Source organism: Photorhabdus asymbiotica (assembly GCF_003634575.1).
GTDB lineage: Bacteria > Pseudomonadota > Gammaproteobacteria > Enterobacterales > Enterobacteriaceae > Photorhabdus > Photorhabdus asymbiotica.
Window position 1 is genome coordinate 514,628 of sequence record NZ_RBLJ01000003.1, and the last position, 16,449, is coordinate 531,076.

At 42.4% G+C, this 16,449-nt stretch carries 15 protein-coding genes; 10 read left to right on the forward strand and 5 right to left on the reverse strand.

Annotated features, from left to right (window positions below):
* Positions 1-16: 16 nt before the first annotated feature.
* A complete protein-coding gene (gene serB, locus BDD30_RS14530) occupies positions 17-994 on the reverse strand; it encodes a phosphoserine phosphatase (protein ID WP_012776708.1) in 978 nt (325 codons plus the stop codon).
* A 116-nt stretch (positions 995-1,110) separates the two neighbouring features.
* Between serB and BDD30_RS14535 the strand changes: the two genes are divergently transcribed.
* The 3 genes from BDD30_RS14535 to BDD30_RS14545 all read left to right on the forward strand — a co-directional run bounded on the left by BDD30_RS14535 (position 1,111) and on the right by BDD30_RS14545 (position 5,877).
* Positions 1,111-1,749 carry a YtjB family periplasmic protein gene (locus BDD30_RS14535; protein WP_012776707.1) on the forward strand — a complete coding sequence of 213 codons (639 nt, stop codon included), beginning with the start codon at positions 1,111-1,113 and terminating at the stop codon, positions 1,747-1,749.
* Positions 1,750-3,333: 1,584 nt separating this feature from the next.
* Complete coding sequence (locus BDD30_RS14540; protein ID WP_012776706.1) at positions 3,334-4,701, forward strand: pyridoxal-phosphate dependent enzyme; 1,368 nt, start codon at positions 3,334-3,336, stop codon at positions 4,699-4,701.
* 21 nt (positions 4,702-4,722) lie between these two features.
* Positions 4,723-5,877, forward strand: a complete 1,155-nt coding sequence (locus BDD30_RS14545) for a trans-sulfuration enzyme family protein (RefSeq protein ID WP_012776705.1) — start codon at positions 4,723-4,725, stop codon at positions 5,875-5,877.
* Between the two features lie 96 nt (positions 5,878-5,973).
* Here BDD30_RS14545 and deoD read toward each other — a convergent pair whose 3' ends face one another.
* The 4 genes from deoD to deoC form a co-directional block, all read right to left on the reverse strand.
* Positions 5,974-6,690: a purine-nucleoside phosphorylase gene (deoD, locus tag BDD30_RS14550; RefSeq protein ID WP_012776704.1), complete on the reverse strand. Its 717-nt coding sequence runs from the start codon at positions 6,688-6,690 to the stop codon at positions 5,974-5,976.
* Positions 6,691-6,766: 76 nt separating this feature from the next.
* The gene (gene deoB / locus BDD30_RS14555) at positions 6,767-7,990 is read right to left on the reverse strand and encodes a phosphopentomutase (protein WP_012776703.1); all 1,224 of its coding nucleotides are present in this window, start codon (positions 7,988-7,990) and stop codon (positions 6,767-6,769) included.
* 67 nt (positions 7,991-8,057) lie between these two features.
* The gene (gene deoA, locus BDD30_RS14560; protein WP_012776702.1) at positions 8,058-9,383 is read right to left on the reverse strand and encodes a thymidine phosphorylase; all 1,326 of its coding nucleotides are present in this window, start codon (positions 9,381-9,383) and stop codon (positions 8,058-8,060) included.
* Positions 9,384-9,456: 73 nt separating this feature from the next.
* Positions 9,457-10,236: a deoxyribose-phosphate aldolase gene (deoC, locus tag BDD30_RS14565; RefSeq protein ID WP_012776701.1), complete on the reverse strand. Its 780-nt coding sequence runs from the start codon at positions 10,234-10,236 to the stop codon at positions 9,457-9,459.
* Between the two features lie 690 nt (positions 10,237-10,926).
* On the opposite strand from deoC, the gene BDD30_RS14570 reads away from it, so the two are divergent.
* The 7 genes from BDD30_RS14570 to BDD30_RS14600 all read left to right on the forward strand — a co-directional run bounded on the left by BDD30_RS14570 (position 10,927) and on the right by BDD30_RS14600 (position 16,442).
* Complete coding sequence (locus BDD30_RS14570) at positions 10,927-12,939, forward strand: type VI secretion system Vgr family protein (RefSeq protein ID WP_041381514.1); 2,013 nt, start codon at positions 10,927-10,929, stop codon at positions 12,937-12,939.
* The gene (locus tag BDD30_RS14575) at positions 12,936-13,433 is read left to right on the forward strand and encodes a DUF4123 domain-containing protein (protein ID WP_012776699.1); all 498 of its coding nucleotides are present in this window, start codon (positions 12,936-12,938) and stop codon (positions 13,431-13,433) included. Before BDD30_RS14570 ends, BDD30_RS14575 begins: the two co-directional genes overlap by 4 nt.
* Positions 13,430-13,771: a hypothetical protein gene (locus BDD30_RS14580; RefSeq protein WP_012776698.1), complete on the forward strand. Its 342-nt coding sequence runs from the start codon at positions 13,430-13,432 to the stop codon at positions 13,769-13,771. The genes BDD30_RS14575 and BDD30_RS14580 overlap by 4 nt, the downstream gene beginning before the upstream one ends.
* 1 nt (position 13,772) lies before the next feature.
* Positions 13,773-14,549, forward strand: a complete 777-nt coding sequence (locus tag BDD30_RS14585; RefSeq protein WP_012776697.1) for a restriction endonuclease fold toxin 5 domain-containing protein — start codon at positions 13,773-13,775, stop codon at positions 14,547-14,549.
* A gap of 12 nt (positions 14,550-14,561) precedes the next feature.
* Positions 14,562-15,284, forward strand: coding sequence for an Imm52 family immunity protein (locus BDD30_RS14590; protein WP_012776696.1), 723 nt, complete (start codon positions 14,562-14,564; stop codon positions 15,282-15,284).
* A 46-nt stretch (positions 15,285-15,330) separates the two neighbouring features.
* The gene (locus tag BDD30_RS14595) at positions 15,331-15,597 is read left to right on the forward strand and encodes a PAAR domain-containing protein (protein ID WP_012776688.1); all 267 of its coding nucleotides are present in this window, start codon (positions 15,331-15,333) and stop codon (positions 15,595-15,597) included.
* 80 nt (positions 15,598-15,677) lie between these two features.
* Entirely contained in the window at positions 15,678-16,442 is a 765-nt protein-coding gene (locus BDD30_RS14600) for a restriction endonuclease fold toxin 5 domain-containing protein (protein ID WP_012776695.1), read from the forward strand.
* Positions 16,443-16,449: the final 7 nt, after the last annotated feature.

Sequence of the window (16,449 nt, forward strand, 5' to 3'; positions counted from 1 at the left end):
CCCTAAAACAACTTCATTAACGTTCTTCGTGTTTAAGACCACCACTTAACACACACAATACCCCCATCAGATCAGCATGGCGGATTGTCACCTTCGACTGAGCATAAACCTTCGGTTTAGCATGATAAGCAATACCCAGCCCTGCTTTACGGATCATTTTCAAATCATTGGCACCATCACCAATAGCTACGGTTTGTTCCAACGGGATATCCAGTTTTTTAGCCAATCTTACCAATGTGGCAGCCTTATATTTGGCATCAACAATTGGTCCTTTAACCTTACCTGTCAACTTGCTATTTTTTACTTCTAACTGATTTGCTACCGCAGCAACCAAACGTAAATTCTGGCGCAGGTGATCCGCAAAGTAGGTGAATCCCCCCGACGCAATTGCCACATGCCAATCAAAGGATTGCAACTTACGCACCAGGCTGGTCAACCCTGGCATAAGTGGTAAATCTTCTACAACCTGTCGCAGAATATCAGCATCAGCCCCTGCAAGCTGAGAAACGCGCTCTCGCAAACTCTCAGAAAAATCCAACTCCCCTTGCATTGCCCGCTCAGTAATTTCGGCTACCTTGTCACCTACACCGGCCAAACGGGCAATTTCATCAATACACTCAATTTGAATTGCCGTTGAATCCATATCCATTACCAGCAAACCTGGTGAACGCAACCGTGGGATCTGCCCCAAAGGAACAACATCCAACCGACACTCATCAGCAAGCTTTTTAATACGCGGTGTCAGACTACCAGCAATACGCACTACCTGATAATCATCAATACGCCATGAAGAAACAATAACAATTGCCGCCCCAAGCCGATGCTGAAAGTTACTGATACGTTGTTTATCCAAACCACGGCCATATATCAGCCAACCACTGTCACCAGCCCGATAATCCAATGGCATGACTTCTTCACCACTCAATGAAAGTGGTAATCCCGGCCACTTATGGACCTCTTCCGGCAAATAACGATAAGCCAGGTTATTAGACATGAATCCCTACTCCTGTAATCCCATATGACTCTGGCAGCAAAAAATTGCATTTCAAACTATCCTCTCTGTATCGCATCTGGCAACATTGAGCTAACCAAAGCTTGGAAGGGATAACTATGACCAAAGCTAAATTAAAATTTCGACTGCATAAAACAGCTATTATATTGATTTGTATTGCTTTATTAGTGCTTCTCATGCAGGGCGTTTCTTATTTTAGCCGCTCTCACCAACAAGCCCAGATAGATCAGTTTGAGGAATTGGCAAAAACCCTGGCAAAACAAGTCGCATTCAGCTTATCCGATTATATGGAGAGTGGCAGCAAAGATCTTAATAATGAGCAGATACTCGCTAATTTGAATTACCTAACCAAAAATAGCCGCATACTCGATGCGAGTGTTTACCTTCAAAATGGCACACAAGTTGCCCATAGTGGAGAGAATGTATCAGTACGCGATCGTTTATCGTTAGATGGCAAAAAAGCAGGCAGCTATTTTAACCACCAAATCGTCGTTCCCATTCCAGGAAAAGATGAGCCAAAAGGTTTTTTGCGTTTGACACTAGATACACACAAACTGGCAACAGAGTCCAAACAGGTAGACAACACAACTAACCTGCTCAGGATTATGATTCTCTTGGCTTTAGCAATTGGCTTTATTCTGGCGCATAATCTGTTGCAATTGGCACCAAGCCGCTGGCAGCAATCACCTTATTTGCTGACAGCCAACAGTAAATCAAGTGAAAAGGAAGAAGAGTAAAGTAAAAATCCTTCTTTATAAATGATTACTTTTATACTGGTAAACTCTTATGGTTGGTTTATATTTTCATTGAGTTTTCACCAATGATAAAACAGATGTTAATAAAAAACGTTTTTTGTCTGTCAGTGTCGTTTTCAAAATCTGGAAAAAAAGGCACGCGTATCGTGAGAAATGGGTAAGAACTTTAATCATCAAAAGGTAATAAAGAAATGATTAAGGTTTTTTTACGGTGGATAAGAAAACTGATACAGTACTGACATTAGAAGAGAAAACATCGGGAAAAATAGTTTTAAAATAAAAGAATAACAGTATTAACCCAATAACAGAAATACCGAGATATCAAAACGTTTAACAGGATTGCCACGCTCGAATAAAAGATTTTTCACGACTACAAAAAGTTTATGAAAAAGCAGAAAAAAAATAATTAAATGAAGTGAAAAATCACCTGGATTAACCAGATTAGTCGAAGAAAAAAACGTTTAGCCACATTAAAAATGATTAAAGAAATGGACATTGTTTTTAATACCATTATCCTATTGTTCTCTTTGATTTTAAACCTAAAAAATCAAAGCCTCATTAATGTCAGATTTTTAAAAGGTACAGATTGACTAAAAACCGTCTATTCCCTGCTATGTTTAATTTATACCCAATAGATTTCGAGTTGCAGCGCGACGGCAAGTGAACGAATCCCCAGGAGCATAGATAACTATGTGACTGGGGTGAGTGAAAGCAGCCAGCAAAGCACCAACTTGAAGGATGAAGGGTATTAATAAATTAAATCTTTTCTCAGGGCATTTAATCGGAATTCATTAACCATTAACAGAGAGTTGAAAAGAAATTATCACGCAAAATAACATTATCCGAACAGATTAATATTCAGATTATTTCTCACCGCCATTTTATACAGCAAGCTATAAAAAAGATAAAACGGGTATGATTAATTCTCGCTATTAAACATAAAACTCGATATTCCATAATGATTAAATTTAATAAAAAGCAGGCATCAGAAAGGGTAAAAGCAACTGTTAAAACCTTATATTGATTAAAACCAGAAGTAAAAAAATGACTTTTAATAACGAATTAAAACCTACCCATAATAAAGTTATAAGTGAAAAATAAGAAACAAAAACTGGCTTTATTCATGCTCATATTCCTGGTAAAAAGGATAAATAAGAAAATAAATAATTTAATCCAGCAATCTATTTTCCAAAAGGAACTGATTTTAATAATGTTTTCAACTGACAACAAATCTGTTATAAACCAGTTAAATAATCGATTATAAAAACTCTCTCATTTGGATAACTATGTGACTGGGGTGAGTGAACGCAGCCAACAAAGCAGCAACTTGAAGGATGAAGGGTATAGGTTTTATTTTAATAAGATCCCGACAGTAAATTAAACGATTTCATTTACGCCAAGCTTTAATAAATTGGGAAATCTAAACATCTATACTTCTTTACATCTAAAATAAAATTAATATATTCCATTTGGCTATATATGGTTGCTATTCATTCTTTCAAACAAATACGTCTACAGAGTTATCCTCCATAACTATATGAATACAACGGATTATCTGGAGATGATATGACCACATCACGCTCTGTTCTCGATATGATTGGTAATACCCCATTGTTGGAGCTAACGCATCTGAATACCGGTCCGTGTCAATTATTTATTAAACTGGAAAATCAAAATCCCGGTGGCTCAATTAAAGATCGCGTTGCCCTTTCCATGATCGAGCAGGCGGAAAAACAGGGCCTACTCCAGCCCGGCGGTACAATTATCGAAGCCACTGCCGGCAATACCGGTATTGGATTGGCATTAGTCGCCGCCTTGAAAGGATATAAACTGATTCTGATTGTTCCAGATAAAATGAGCCGGGAGAAAGTGTTCCATCTGCGTGCACTGGGTACCGATGTACGTCTGACCCGTTCTGATGTCAGTAAAGGTCACCCAGAATATTATCAGGATTATGCCCTACGTCTGGCTCAAGAAATACCAGGCTCTTATTACATTGATCAATTCAATAATCCAGCCAACTCAGCCGCTCATACTACTACCACCGGCCCGGAAATCTGGCAGCAAATGGATCACAACGTCGATGCCGTGGTGATCGGCGTCGGTTCCGGCGGAACGCTAGGCGGTCTGAGCAATTATTTCGCTCAAGTCTCACCAGAAACCGAGTTTGTATTAGCCGACCCGAATGGTTCTATTCTAGTAGACTACATCGAACACGGTGAATATGGTGAAGCCGGAAGTTGGCAGGTGGAAGGCATCGGCGAAGATTTTGTGCCTCCCTTGGGTGATTTTAATCGGGTGCACCACGCCTATCGAGTCAGTGATGCTGAAGCCTTTTCCAGCGCACGTGATCTGCTACTAAAAGAAGGCGTACTGGCGGGTTCTTCCAGTGGTACGTTACTGGCCGCCGCACTGCGTTACTGCCGCTCGCAAACCACCCCAAAGCGTGTGGTTACATTGGCATGTGACAGCGGGAACAAGTACCTGTCAAAAATGTTTAATGACTACTGGATGCTGGAACAAGGGTTCCAATCACGTATACCACAACACGATCTGAGCGACTATATCACCTACCGCTATCAGGATGGTGCCACGGTTTTTGTATCGCCGGAAGATACGTTGAAAACCGCTCATACCCGAATGCGTCTGTATGAAATTTCCCAGTTACCCGTGCTGAAAGATGAACAAATCGTTGGCATTATCGATGAATGGGATTTAATGCACACAGTGCAGGCTAATCCACTCAATTTTACTCTATCCGTTAGCCACGCCATGACCCATCAGGTTCAAACTCTGGATAAAAGCGCTTCTTTGCAACAACTGATGGCAACGTTCGACGCCGGGCATGTGGCACTCATCGTCGACAATGGCTGTTTCCTTGGGCTCGTAACTCGCACAGATGTGCTGAACGCATGGCGTCAGCAACTTAATTGATTTTCTCGTAGGAATAACACTATGACCAAGTTTGATACTAAAACTGTTCACGCTGGCTATACACCTGATCACACCGGCGCAGTAATGCCAGCAATTTATGCGACTTCGACCTATGCCCAGCCTGCCCCCGGCCAGCACACTGGCTATGAATATTCCCGCAGTGGCAACCCAACACGCGACTCACTAGAAAGCGCTATAGCAGAACTGGAGAACGGCAGTCGGGGCTATGCTTTCAGTTCAGGACTGGCAGCCAGCTCCACCGTGTTGGAACTGCTGGATAAAGATAGCCACCTGGTAGCAGTAGACGATCTATACGGTGGTACCTACCGGCTGCTGGAAAAAGTACGCCGCCGCACTGCTGGTTTACGTGTTACTTACGTGAAGGCGGATGATATCACTGGCCTTAAAGCGGCAATTCGTCCCGATACAAAAATGATCTGGGTGGAAACTCCCACTAATCCATTGCTGAAACTGGCCGATCTGGCGGCTATCGCGCAAATAGCTCAACAGCACGAAATCATCAGTGTCGCAGATAATACTTTCGCTTCCCCATATATCCAACGTCCACTTGATCTGGGATTCGACATTGTTGTGCACTCCGCGACTAAGTACTTGAATGGTCATTCCGATGTCATCGCAGGATTAGCCGTCGTAGGAAAAAATCAGGAGCTAGCAGAAAAACTCGGTTTCCTACAAAACTCAGTAGGAGGCGTACTCGATCCATTTAGTAGTTTTCTGGTTCTGCGTGGAATGCGCACGCTGGCTCTGCGTATGCAACGCCACATTGATAGTGCCGCAAAGATTGCTCACTGGCTGGAACAACAACCACAGATCGAAACCGTTTTTTACCCCGGCCTCGCTTCTCACCCTCAGCATGAGCTGGCGAAGCGTCAAATGCAGGGTTTTGGCGGTATGATTTCTGTTCACTTAGAAGGTGATGACGATTATGCCCGTCGGCTGATTCAAGAGTTGAAATTATTCACACTAGCGGAGAGTCTGGGAGGCGTGGAAAGTTTAATAAGCCAGCCTTTCAGTATGACTCACGCTTCTATTCCATTAGAAAAACGCCTTTCTTCCGGGATTACACCACAATTGGTACGTATCTCAGTAGGTATAGAGGATGCCGAAGACCTGATCGCCGATTTAGCTCAAGCATTAGAAAAAGCAGCCCAATAAAAGCGAGAAAAGAGAAATGCCAGTCAAGCGCTTCACTGACTGGCATTAGCTTAAAAACTATTCTTTATTACTCGACCGAAAATAAAAAAGCAGGGATTATTTATCACCCAACAGAACCGATTCCAACGCGATTTCAATCATTTCATTGAAGGTTGTCTGACGTTCTTCTGCAACAATTTGTTCACCCGTGCGAATGTGATCAGAAACGGTACAAATAGTCAGTGCCTTGGCACCATATTCAGCTGCAACGCTATAAATACCTGCTGCTTCCATTTCTACACCCAGAATACCGTACTTTTCCATTACATCGTACATTTCTAGATCAGGTGTATAAAACAGTTCAATAGAGAAAATGTTGCCTACATGCGCCTTAATGTTTTTTGCTTTAGCCGCATCAACCGCATTGCGGACCAGATCGAAATCAGCAATTGCTGCAAAATCGTGATCTTTAAAACGTATGCGGTTAACTTTGGAATCAGTACATGCCCCCATACCAATAACGACATCACGCAGTTTAATGTCATGACGTACCGAGCCACAGGAACCCACACGAATAAGAACTTTAACACCGAAATCAGCGATTAATTCTTTCGCATAGATAGAGCAAGATGGGATACCCATACCATGTCCCATCACAGAAATCGGGCGACCTTTATAAGTGCCGGTGAAACCTAACATTCCACGAACATTATTTACCTGCCGGACATTCTCCAGAAAAGTTTCAGCTATGTATTTTGCACGTAGTGGATCACCCGGCATTAAAACAACATCTGCAAAATCGCCTATCTCAGCATTAATATGGGGAGTGGCCATAATTAAGTTCCTTGTTTCTTATTTAATGATTATTTTAGTGAGCATATGACTACCCGAAAGCAGTCAGTAATCAGATTCAAAACATAGATTTGCCGTATTCCATTGGCGACAAACCAAAATATTTAGCAACAGTCTGTCCAATGTCAGCAAAAGTTTCACGATGGCCCAGTGAGCCTGGTTTTACTTTCGGTCCATAAATCAGAACTGGAATGTGCTCACGGGTATGGTCAGTACCAGGCCATGTAGGGTCACAACCATGATCCGCAGTCAGGATCAGGATGTCATCATCTTTCACCAGTTCCAACATTTCAGGCAAGCGTCGGTCAAACAGCTCCAATGCCGCAGCATAACCCGGGACATCTCGACGATGACCATAAGAAGAATCGAAATCAACAAAGTTAGTGAATACAATGGTGTCATCACCCGCTTTTTCCATCTCAACCAGAGTTGCATCAAACAGCGCATCAATCCCGGTCGCTTTCACTTTCTGCGTAATCCCAACGTTTGCATAGATATCTGCAATTTTACCGATAGAAACAACTGTGCCATTTTTCTCATCAACCAATTTTTTCAGTATGGTTGGCGCAGGAGGTTCTACAGCCAAATCGTGGCGATTACCAGTACGCTGGAAATCGCCAGCCTTATCGCCAACGAATGGTCGGGCAATCACACGGCCAATATTATAACCACCGTCAGTCAGCTCTTCGCGGGCGATTTCGCACAGCTCGTACAAGCGATCCAAACCGAAAGTTTCTTCGTGACAAGCAATCTGGAAAACTGAGTCAGCAGAGGTATAGAAAATCGGTTTACCCGTTTGCATATGCTCTTCACCCAGTTTGTCCAGAATGACAGTACCGGAAGAGTGGCAATTACCCAGATAACCCGGCAGATTTGCGCGTTCTACCAGTTTGTCCAACAGTTCCTGCGGGAAGCTATTTTCTTCATCTTTGAAATATCCCCAGTCAAATAGAACCGGTACACCCGCAATTTCCCAGTGACCAGATGGAGTGTCTTTCCCTGAAGAGAGTTCGCTGGCATAAGCGTAAGCACCAATAATATCTGCGTCTTTATCCAGACCCACAGGAAAAGTTCCACAGGACTCCTCCGCAGCTTTACCCAAACCTAAACGGCTTAAGTTCGGCAAGTGCAAAAGCCCTTTGCGACCGACATCAGCATCACCACGAGCACATACTTCTGCGATGTGTCCCAAGGTGTTAGATCCTTGATCACCAAATTTTTCGGCATCTTCACTGGCGCCAATGCCAAAAGAATCCAATACCATGATGAATGTACGTTTCATAATTTTCTCCTGCGTCAAATCACGCTAACAATGCGGAAATGCCACCGTAGTTTAATAATAAGTATGGTTATGATTCGCTAATTTGGCGATAAACCATCGGTGTGGCTGGTTTGGCTTCTGCGCCCAGAACGATAGCTTTACGTACTGCCTCTGCCGCTTCCTGCCATTGGTTCTCATTATTGGCATGAATGATAGCTAAAGGAGTATCTGCACTCACTTCTGACCCCAGAGCAACGATATTGCTCAGCCCCACACTGTAATCAATGAGATCCACTACTTTACGGCGCCCTCCACCGAGGGAAACCACAGACATACCCAGAGCACGGGTATTCATATCAGTGATAAATCCATGCTGTTCAGCCAATACCGGCTTGCTGAACGAGGCTGTTGGTAAGTAACGGTCGTAACGCTCAACGAAATCAGTCGGACCTTGCTGGGCAGCGATCATACGACCAAAGATTTCTGCTGCTTTACCGTTATCTAATACAGACTGGAGTTTATTACGGGCATCTTCGCGGCCTGTCACCAGATTACCAGATACCAGCATTTCAACACAGAGTGCCATTGTAACTTCGAGTAAACGTGGATTACGATATTCACCGGTCAGAAAGCGAACAGCTTCACGAACCTCAAGCGCATTACCCGCACTGGATGCCAGAACCTGATTCATATCCGTCAATAGTGCTGTCGCTTTACAACCTGCACCATTAGCCACACTAACAATAGATTCTGCCAATTGCTCTGATTTTTCATAAGTCGGCATAAACGCACCTGAGCCAACTTTGACATCCATCACCAAAGCATCCAAACCTTCAGCCAGTTTTTTACCCAGGATAGATGCCGTGATCAAAGGAATAGAATCCACCGTTGCGGTAATATCACGGGTAGCATAGAAACGTTTATCTGCCGGTGCCAACGAATGAGTTTGGCCGATAATCGCAACACCAACATCCTGAATAATTTTACGAAAACGCTCGTCATCAGGGAAAATATCAAATCCAGGGATCGCTTCTAATTTGTCCAGCGTACCACCGGTATGGCCCAGACCACGGCCTGAGATCATCGGCACATAACCGCCACAGGCAGCTATCATCGGGCCAAGCATCAGGGAAGTGACATCACCAACACCACCAGTCGAGTGTTTATCCACAATCGGGCCATTCAGATGCAAATTTTTCCAATTCAAAACCGTACCGGAATCGCGCATAGCCAATGTCAAAGCCACACGCTCTTCCATCGTCATGTCGTGGAAGTAAATAGACATCGCCAGAGCAGCAATTTGCCCTTCGGAAACAGTATCCTCACATATGCCATTAATGAAGAAGCGGATCTCTTCTTCATTCAATGGATACCCATCACGCTTTTTACGGATGATTTCCTGTGCCAGCAACAAAGCATTCTCCTAATTATTATTAACATCGGAAAAGTTCAGCAAATCACACACTGACTGATGAGGTACATGATTATCAGTAATCGCTGCTTGGTTTTTGCCCCTGATGACCCAGAATATTCAATAAATCCCCTAACAGGCTGGAAGCACCAAAACGGAAATGACGGGCATCAGCCCATTTGTCCCCCATGATACGATCAGCCAATGCCAGATATTGTGCCGCTTCTTCAGCAGTACGCACACCACCCGCGGGTTTAAAGCCAACAGTTTCACCAACGCCCATATCATGAATAACCTGAATCATGATTTCTGCACTTTCCAGCGTGGCATTAACCGGCACTTTACCTGTAGAGGTTTTGATAAAATCAGCACCTGCTTTAATTGAAATTTCAGCTGCCTTACGGATTAGAGATACTTCTTTCAGTTCACCCGTTTCGATAATGACTTTTAACAGAACACCCGCTTCTGCACAGGCTTCTTTGCACACTTTCACCATCTCAAAACCGATTTGTTCATTACCTGCGATCAGCGCACGATATGGGAAAACCACGTCTACCTCATCAGCACCATAAGCAATAGCCGCATGGGTTTCAGCTAACGCGATATCAATATCGTCATTACCGTGTGGAAAATTTGTCACTGTTGCAATACGGATTTCAGGCGTGCCCTGTTCACGTAATACCTTACGTGCCAGAGGAATAAAACGAGGATAGATACAGATAGCCGCGGTATTACCTGCCGGACTTTTCGCCTGATGACAAAGTGCCGCTACTTTATCATCGGTATCATTATCATTAAGTGTCGTTAAATCCATCAAACTCAGCGCACGTTGCGCTGCTGCGGTTAAATCGGTCATAAAACTCTCCAACGTTATTATCGTGGCTGGCTTCACGCCAGAGCCACACATTCTTTTAAGCGATTGTTTGTTGGCGAGCGGACTTGGTTCCTTAAAGATGTAGCGGTGGTATGCCCACGGCGACAGTTGAACTCCTTTTCACCGCGCTATGCTCTCTTCGGCTTATGGTCCCTAATGCGAGCCTCGCCTTTATCCATGAAATTACTGGCACATCTTAATTTGAACATTTAAACGCTCAAAGAATTGTGCCTGATATCACACTAATAAAATGTAACTTGCAAGATAGTAATTTAATATGTGACTTAAATCACAATTTATCAGGTTTATCTCCCCCCTGATTTATCTGCAAATCGGGTATTCCTACCAAATGATACACGATAAAAAATATAACTCACTCCCAAACAAAGAACCCAGGATATGGAAACACTGTTTTTCATCATTAATTAGCCTTACCTCTGTTGTAAGAACAATTAATTCATTTAATTACATAATGGATAACAGTGGCAAAATCAGGTTAAATATTGTACACACATGCACAACCATCATTTTAAATTCAGCTAAAACTGTACTGTCTCTATTCAAAATTCTTATTGAGTTCTTTGATTAAAAAACAACGCAATTGATTCTTTTTCAATCATTTTATTTGGGTTATATTGCGATCTGATAGCTCAATATAGGTAATGATTGCTTATGGTTAATGATTTTAATTCAGAACGAAGCGGATTGATCTTTACACTCACCGCAGACGATCTCCCAGAGAAAACATTTGCTGTAGCCGAGTTTTCTTTGCAAGAGGAATTATCCCAACTGTTTATTCTGAACTTAACTTTAGTCAGTAAACGGGCAGATATTGATTTGGAATCACTGTTACTCCAGTCGGTGAAATTCCGGGTTGTTTTTAATGGTGTTGAGCAGCGTCAGGTCAGCGGTGTGATTGCACGGGCCGAACGGGGTAATACCGATGCCCATCAAACAACTTACTTTCTTATCGTCCGGCCTGCACTCTGGCGGCTAACGCTTAATCAGGACAGCCGGATTTACCATCAGCAAAGTATCCCGCAAATCCTTAACAGCCTGTTGCAAAAACACCGTGTTTTGTCTGATTCTCAACTGGATTCGTCACATCTCACGCGTGAGTATGTGACGCAGAAACGAGAGTCCGATTATGAATTTTTTACCCGGTTAGCAGCAGAAGAAGGGCTGAGTTTCTGGTTTGAAGATGACAAATTATTTTTTAGTGACAGCCATTTGGGGATGATGGCCACACCACCGCTGGTCTATAACCCTCAGATACGGCAGGCTACCGAAATGAATGTCATTAATCAGATTCATCTGGGGGTCTCCATGACGCCGCAACGGGTGATTTATAAAGACCGTAATCCCCGCAATCCCGATTACCGCCTGACGCACCGGGCTGATATCAATCCCGATATTTACGGACAGGAAACGTTGTTCACAATCTTTGAAAGCTATGGCCGTTTTCAGAAAGATGCTGAAGCAAAACCCTTTGTCCGCCACCGTCAACAGGAATACCAAAATCAACGTCAGACCGGCAGCGGGCAAAGTAACTGTTTTCAATTGATGCCCGGTAAAATCTTTGAGATGAGCGAACATCCGGTTGACGCGATGAATGATCGCTGGCAAATCATTACCATTCGTCATTATGGCCGGTGCCCACAGGTGTTACAGGAAGCCTATGGGGAACAAGGAACCTTCTTTTCAAACGAGTTCAGTTTTATTTCCGGCTATGATGACTGGCGACCGCCATATTATTACAAACCGCTGGCCGATGGTAAGGAAGTGGCGACCGTGGTTGGTCCGGCAGAGGAAGAGATTTATGTCAATGAGGATGGCTGTATCCGTATCCATTTCCACTGGAATCGCTACGATGAGGCCGATGACAGCGCATCCTGCTGGGTACGGTTCACACAGGGCTGGAATGGCAGCGGCTACGGTTTTATGGCGATCCCCCGTATTGGTCAGGAAGTCATTGTTTCCTATCTAAATGGCGATATTGATCGCCCAATTGTCACCGGCTGTACCTACAATGGTCTGAATCGTCCACCGCTGGATTTACCTGCCGAAAAAACCCGAACCACTTTTAAAACCCAGACTCACAAAGGGGAGGGTTTTAATGAACTACGGTTTGAGGATGAAAAAGATCGGGAAGAAATATTTATTCATGCTCAGAAAGACATGAAAACTCAAATCTTAAATGACGAAACAATCAATATTGAACATGACCAAATCCACCATATTAAGCACGATGCTCACTTACGTGTTGATAATGAATATCGCGTTCTGGCTAATAATGACATATCCGTTTCGTCCAGAAAAAAATTGCATGTCAAAGCCGATGATGCGCTATTAATGCTGGGGGAAAATGAAATTCATCTGAGTTCAGGAGCTACCCTGGTTATTGATGCCGGAAGTGAATTAACTCTCCAAGCGGCGGGACATTTTATCAAAATTGATGCTGGCGGCATCACCAGTAGCGCTGGAATTAATTTCGGTAGTGGGACACCGGGTATAGGTTCTGGTTGGGGAGGGAAATTACCTGACACGTTACAAAAAGAAATAAAGCAAATCAGTGCAAATATTCCTGCACAAATACCGAAAATACCCAATAAGGGGCTGTGTATCAGTTGTTTGCTGAAAGCAGAACTGGAAGGAGCAACAATGGTTATCCGAGGGCAATCATGATATTAGAATTAAATGAAAAGCTAATGAATTATCAGAAAGAGCACCCTGAAACTCGGCTTTATGCTCTGGTAAATGGCCTGCAATATGAGTGCTATTTTCAGGCAGAAATTAAATATATTGCTGGAGTAAATAATCCTTTATTCAGGTATTACCCTGATTCAAAAATTGCGTTTGCTGGCCCTTGGTTATTTGATATGGAATATGGACATCATTGGCATGATAAATTGTCAGAGCTAGAAAATACCTATCCTTCTGTATCGTGGATATTGACACCTTTATCATTAGATCAATTGACCCGACATCTGTTGCCTTATTTAAATATCCAGTTGCCGACAAAACAGACGGCGCTTTTCCGTTTTTATGATCCTCGTGTTTTACATCGAATTCGGGACGTTCTCAATGATGAGCAGTTGGTGGAATTTACGCGCGGAATGACTAAATGGCTTTATCAGCATAATGCGATCTATTATTCGGTGTCGGGAGCAATGTTATGATTAAACTGACTCAGGGACAATTTGATAAAATTATTGAGTTAGAAAAACAAGAATTTGTTGAAAAAATGGAAAAAGAGATCTTGGCTGAATACGCAAATTTGATCCCTTGTAATTCTCATCTCAGCAAACGATTAAAAGGGGCTTATGATTATTTATTAGCATTAAACTTTCAGGAAAAAAATGCTATCCGGGCTTATTTATATCTGGTGGCCTTTAATCCTGACTTTCAGAATGCTTCACCAATCAAGGATGTATTTGAATCTTCCGGTCAGAATCTAGAACAACAGTTTAAAGATTTCCTTCGTATTGCAAAAAATAGGATGAACAGGAGACATTGATATGCCAATCCCCTTACTGGCCCCGGTCGCCGTAGGTGCTGCTGAATACGTTATTACTGCCTGCACCGGAGTATTAATTGCAGTTGGTGTGATGGAAGCAGGAAAAAAGAGTTCAGTAGAAGAAGATGACAACATTATTCGGCATCAGAAAACGGATTTTGTAATAAGCCCTGAAATCACGGATCAAGATCGCAATATTGTCTGGAGCGCAGAAGCCCACGCCGATTTTTGGGAAGATGATGATTTGGATGATGGTCCGGTTGATGCCTCTGCGGTTCAAACACAAGCAACGACCAAAACAGAAGAATGTGAAAGTACGGAAAAGCAGAAAGCGTGCGAAGAATGTCTGGCTATCCCAGTGACAAGTGAAAAATATCGCAAGGTCAATCGCTGGAGCGCCATTACTATTAACTATCAGCGATTTATTGCCAAAACCCGGTATGACCCAGTGGCACAAATAATTCAGGAGTTTCAGTGTCTGAAAGTGACGTTTGATGGCTGGCAATCCAAACGTTGTTTATTTCTAGAAGCTAAGGCGCGGTATGACCAGTTTTTTAATAATATGGGTAATCCTAAAGATTGGTGGAAAGGTGATATCTCAGGAATAAAACAAGCTGATAGGCAACAAACTGTATGCGATTTATTAAATAATACTCCACATGTGGAATGGCATTTTTTACAACCCGTTAGTTATAGTTATTTTAAGGAAATATTTATTAACTATAAAAATATCAGTGTTTACTATACGCCGTGCTCTGAACTGAGTGGTGGGGTTTAATGAGAGGTTAAGATGACTACAGTCCGTATAGAGATCAATGTTCGTTATGAACAACATGAAACAATTACTGTTGACACAGCATTAATGGATTTATTCTATATTACTCGAGAACTCAATACTGTTTTTAATCAGAAAAAAACATGGTTTTTACAAGGGTATTCTAGAAAAGAGGCATTGAAATATAGAGTCTTCGATGAGCACGGACCAACTAAGATGGCAATTGCTGATTTTGAAAAATCTTATAAAAAAGATTTTCCTTTGTTAATCGAAGGCATATGGGACGGTGAAAAAGATGACCTATCCAGTGGAATTAGATATCGTAAGATGCTAAGTGCCCGTCCAAACTGGGTTTGGTTAGCACTTAATCTAACAATCGATACAAGCCACCTTTATATTTCAAAATTAACAAGTCTAATTAAATATTTATCCATGACTCGTGATACTCCTTATATTCAGGTGGAAACTAATGGTTACACTCGTAGAGAAAAAAGAGTTTTCCCTGACCGCCTTAGTGTCGGCTGGATGCTTTATCAGCCTAGAATAATTGATCAATCCTGTCTTCCTATGGCAGAAGAAATACTTCCCATTTATCAAAACGATCAGCAAATTGGCACATTAATTATCACCAAAAAAGGGATTTTTGATGGTGAAAATCAGGATGATATTGATAAATCCAATGATGTTGAAATTCAATTGCTCAATCTGGGACTGCTGCCATTAATTACTGAGATTTAAGGGCAACGATATTATTTTTCTAATGGTAAAACAATAGAGAACTTTAATGTCAAAGGCTGTTATCCTGCTGGGTGATACAACAGATCATAGCGGTAAAGTGATTACCGCCATTGACCAATATACTTACAATGGTATTTCCATTGCAGGTAAAGGGGATCAGGTCGAATGTTCCCGATGCAAAGGAGTTTTTCCTATTATTGAAGGTGCTGACTCCCTGCAATATCAGGGAAAATCCATTGCACTTGAAGGAATGCAAACAGCATGCGGGGCAAGATTAATTGCCCGTCAGCATAAACTTACGTTTGTCAGTTAATGAGAGTTTTATTCGCAACATTTAAACCTCTGGTTTAAATATTAATATTGCAAAAAATAAGATAAATAGGAGGAGTTAATATGCCTATACCTTTATTAGTCCCGGTTGCTATAGGTGCTGCTGAATACGTTATTACTGCCTGCACCGGAGTATTAATTGCAGTTGGTGTGATGGAAGCAGGAAAAAAGAGTTCAGTAGAAGAAGATGACAACATTATTCGGCATCGGAAAACGGATTTTGTAATAAGCCCTGAAATCACGGATCAAGATCGCAATATCGTCTGGAGCGCAGAAGCCCACGCCGATTTTTGGGAAGATGATGATTTGGATGATGGTCCGGTTGATGCCTCTGCGGTTCAAACACAAGCAACGACCAAAACAGAAGAATGTGAAAGTACAGAAAAGCAGAAAGCGTGCGAAGAATGTCTGGCTATTCCGGTGACAAGTGAAAAATATCGCAAGGTCAATCGCTGGAGCGCCATTACTATTAACTATCAGCGATTTATTGCCAAAACCCGGTATGACCCGGTGGCACAAATAATTCAGGAGTTTCAGTGTCTGAAAGTGACGTTTGATGGCTGGCAGCCTAAGCGTTGTTTATTTCTGGAGGCTAAAGCGCGGTATGACCAGTTTTTTAAAGGTAAAGCGCCTAAAAAATGGTGGAGAGGCGTTTTCTCAGCCCAAGAACAGGCAGAACGGCATCAGAAAGTTTGTGATGCACTAGAAGGTACTCCCCATGTTGAATGGCATTTTTTACAACCAATCAGTTATGCGTATTTTAAGATTGTGTTTAGTAAACACAAAAATATCAGCGTTCACTATACTCCCTGTGACAGTTTAGTTTAATCCGAGG

Bases quoted from the DNA above. Each gene is read 5' to 3' on its own strand.
- serB (WP_012776708.1), bottom strand. From the start codon at position 994: ATGTCTAATAACCTGGCTTATCGTTATTTGCCGGAAGAGGTCCATAAG.
- BDD30_RS14535 (WP_012776707.1), top strand. From the start codon at position 1,111: ATGACCAAAGCTAAATTAAAATTTCGACTGCATAAAACAGCTATTATA.
- BDD30_RS14540 (WP_012776706.1), top strand. From the start codon at position 3,334: ATGACCACATCACGCTCTGTTCTCGATATGATTGGTAATACCCCATTG.
- BDD30_RS14545 (WP_012776705.1), top strand. From the start codon at position 4,723: ATGACCAAGTTTGATACTAAAACTGTTCACGCTGGCTATACACCTGAT.
- deoD (WP_012776704.1), bottom strand. From the start codon at position 6,690: ATGGCCACTCCCCATATTAATGCTGAGATAGGCGATTTTGCAGATGTT.
- deoB (WP_012776703.1), bottom strand. From the start codon at position 7,990: ATGAAACGTACATTCATCATGGTATTGGATTCTTTTGGCATTGGCGCC.
- deoC (WP_012776701.1), bottom strand. From the start codon at position 10,236: ATGACCGATTTAACCGCAGCAGCGCAACGTGCGCTGAGTTTGATGGAT.
- BDD30_RS14570 (WP_041381514.1), top strand. From the start codon at position 10,927: ATGGTTAATGATTTTAATTCAGAACGAAGCGGATTGATCTTTACACTC.
- BDD30_RS14575 (WP_012776699.1), top strand. From the start codon at position 12,936: ATGATATTAGAATTAAATGAAAAGCTAATGAATTATCAGAAAGAGCAC.
- BDD30_RS14580 (WP_012776698.1), top strand. From the start codon at position 13,430: ATGATTAAACTGACTCAGGGACAATTTGATAAAATTATTGAGTTAGAA.
- BDD30_RS14585 (WP_012776697.1), top strand. From the start codon at position 13,773: ATGCCAATCCCCTTACTGGCCCCGGTCGCCGTAGGTGCTGCTGAATAC.
- BDD30_RS14590 (WP_012776696.1), top strand. From the start codon at position 14,562: ATGACTACAGTCCGTATAGAGATCAATGTTCGTTATGAACAACATGAA.
- BDD30_RS14595 (WP_012776688.1), top strand. From the start codon at position 15,331: ATGTCAAAGGCTGTTATCCTGCTGGGTGATACAACAGATCATAGCGGT.
- BDD30_RS14600 (WP_012776695.1), top strand. From the start codon at position 15,678: ATGCCTATACCTTTATTAGTCCCGGTTGCTATAGGTGCTGCTGAATAC.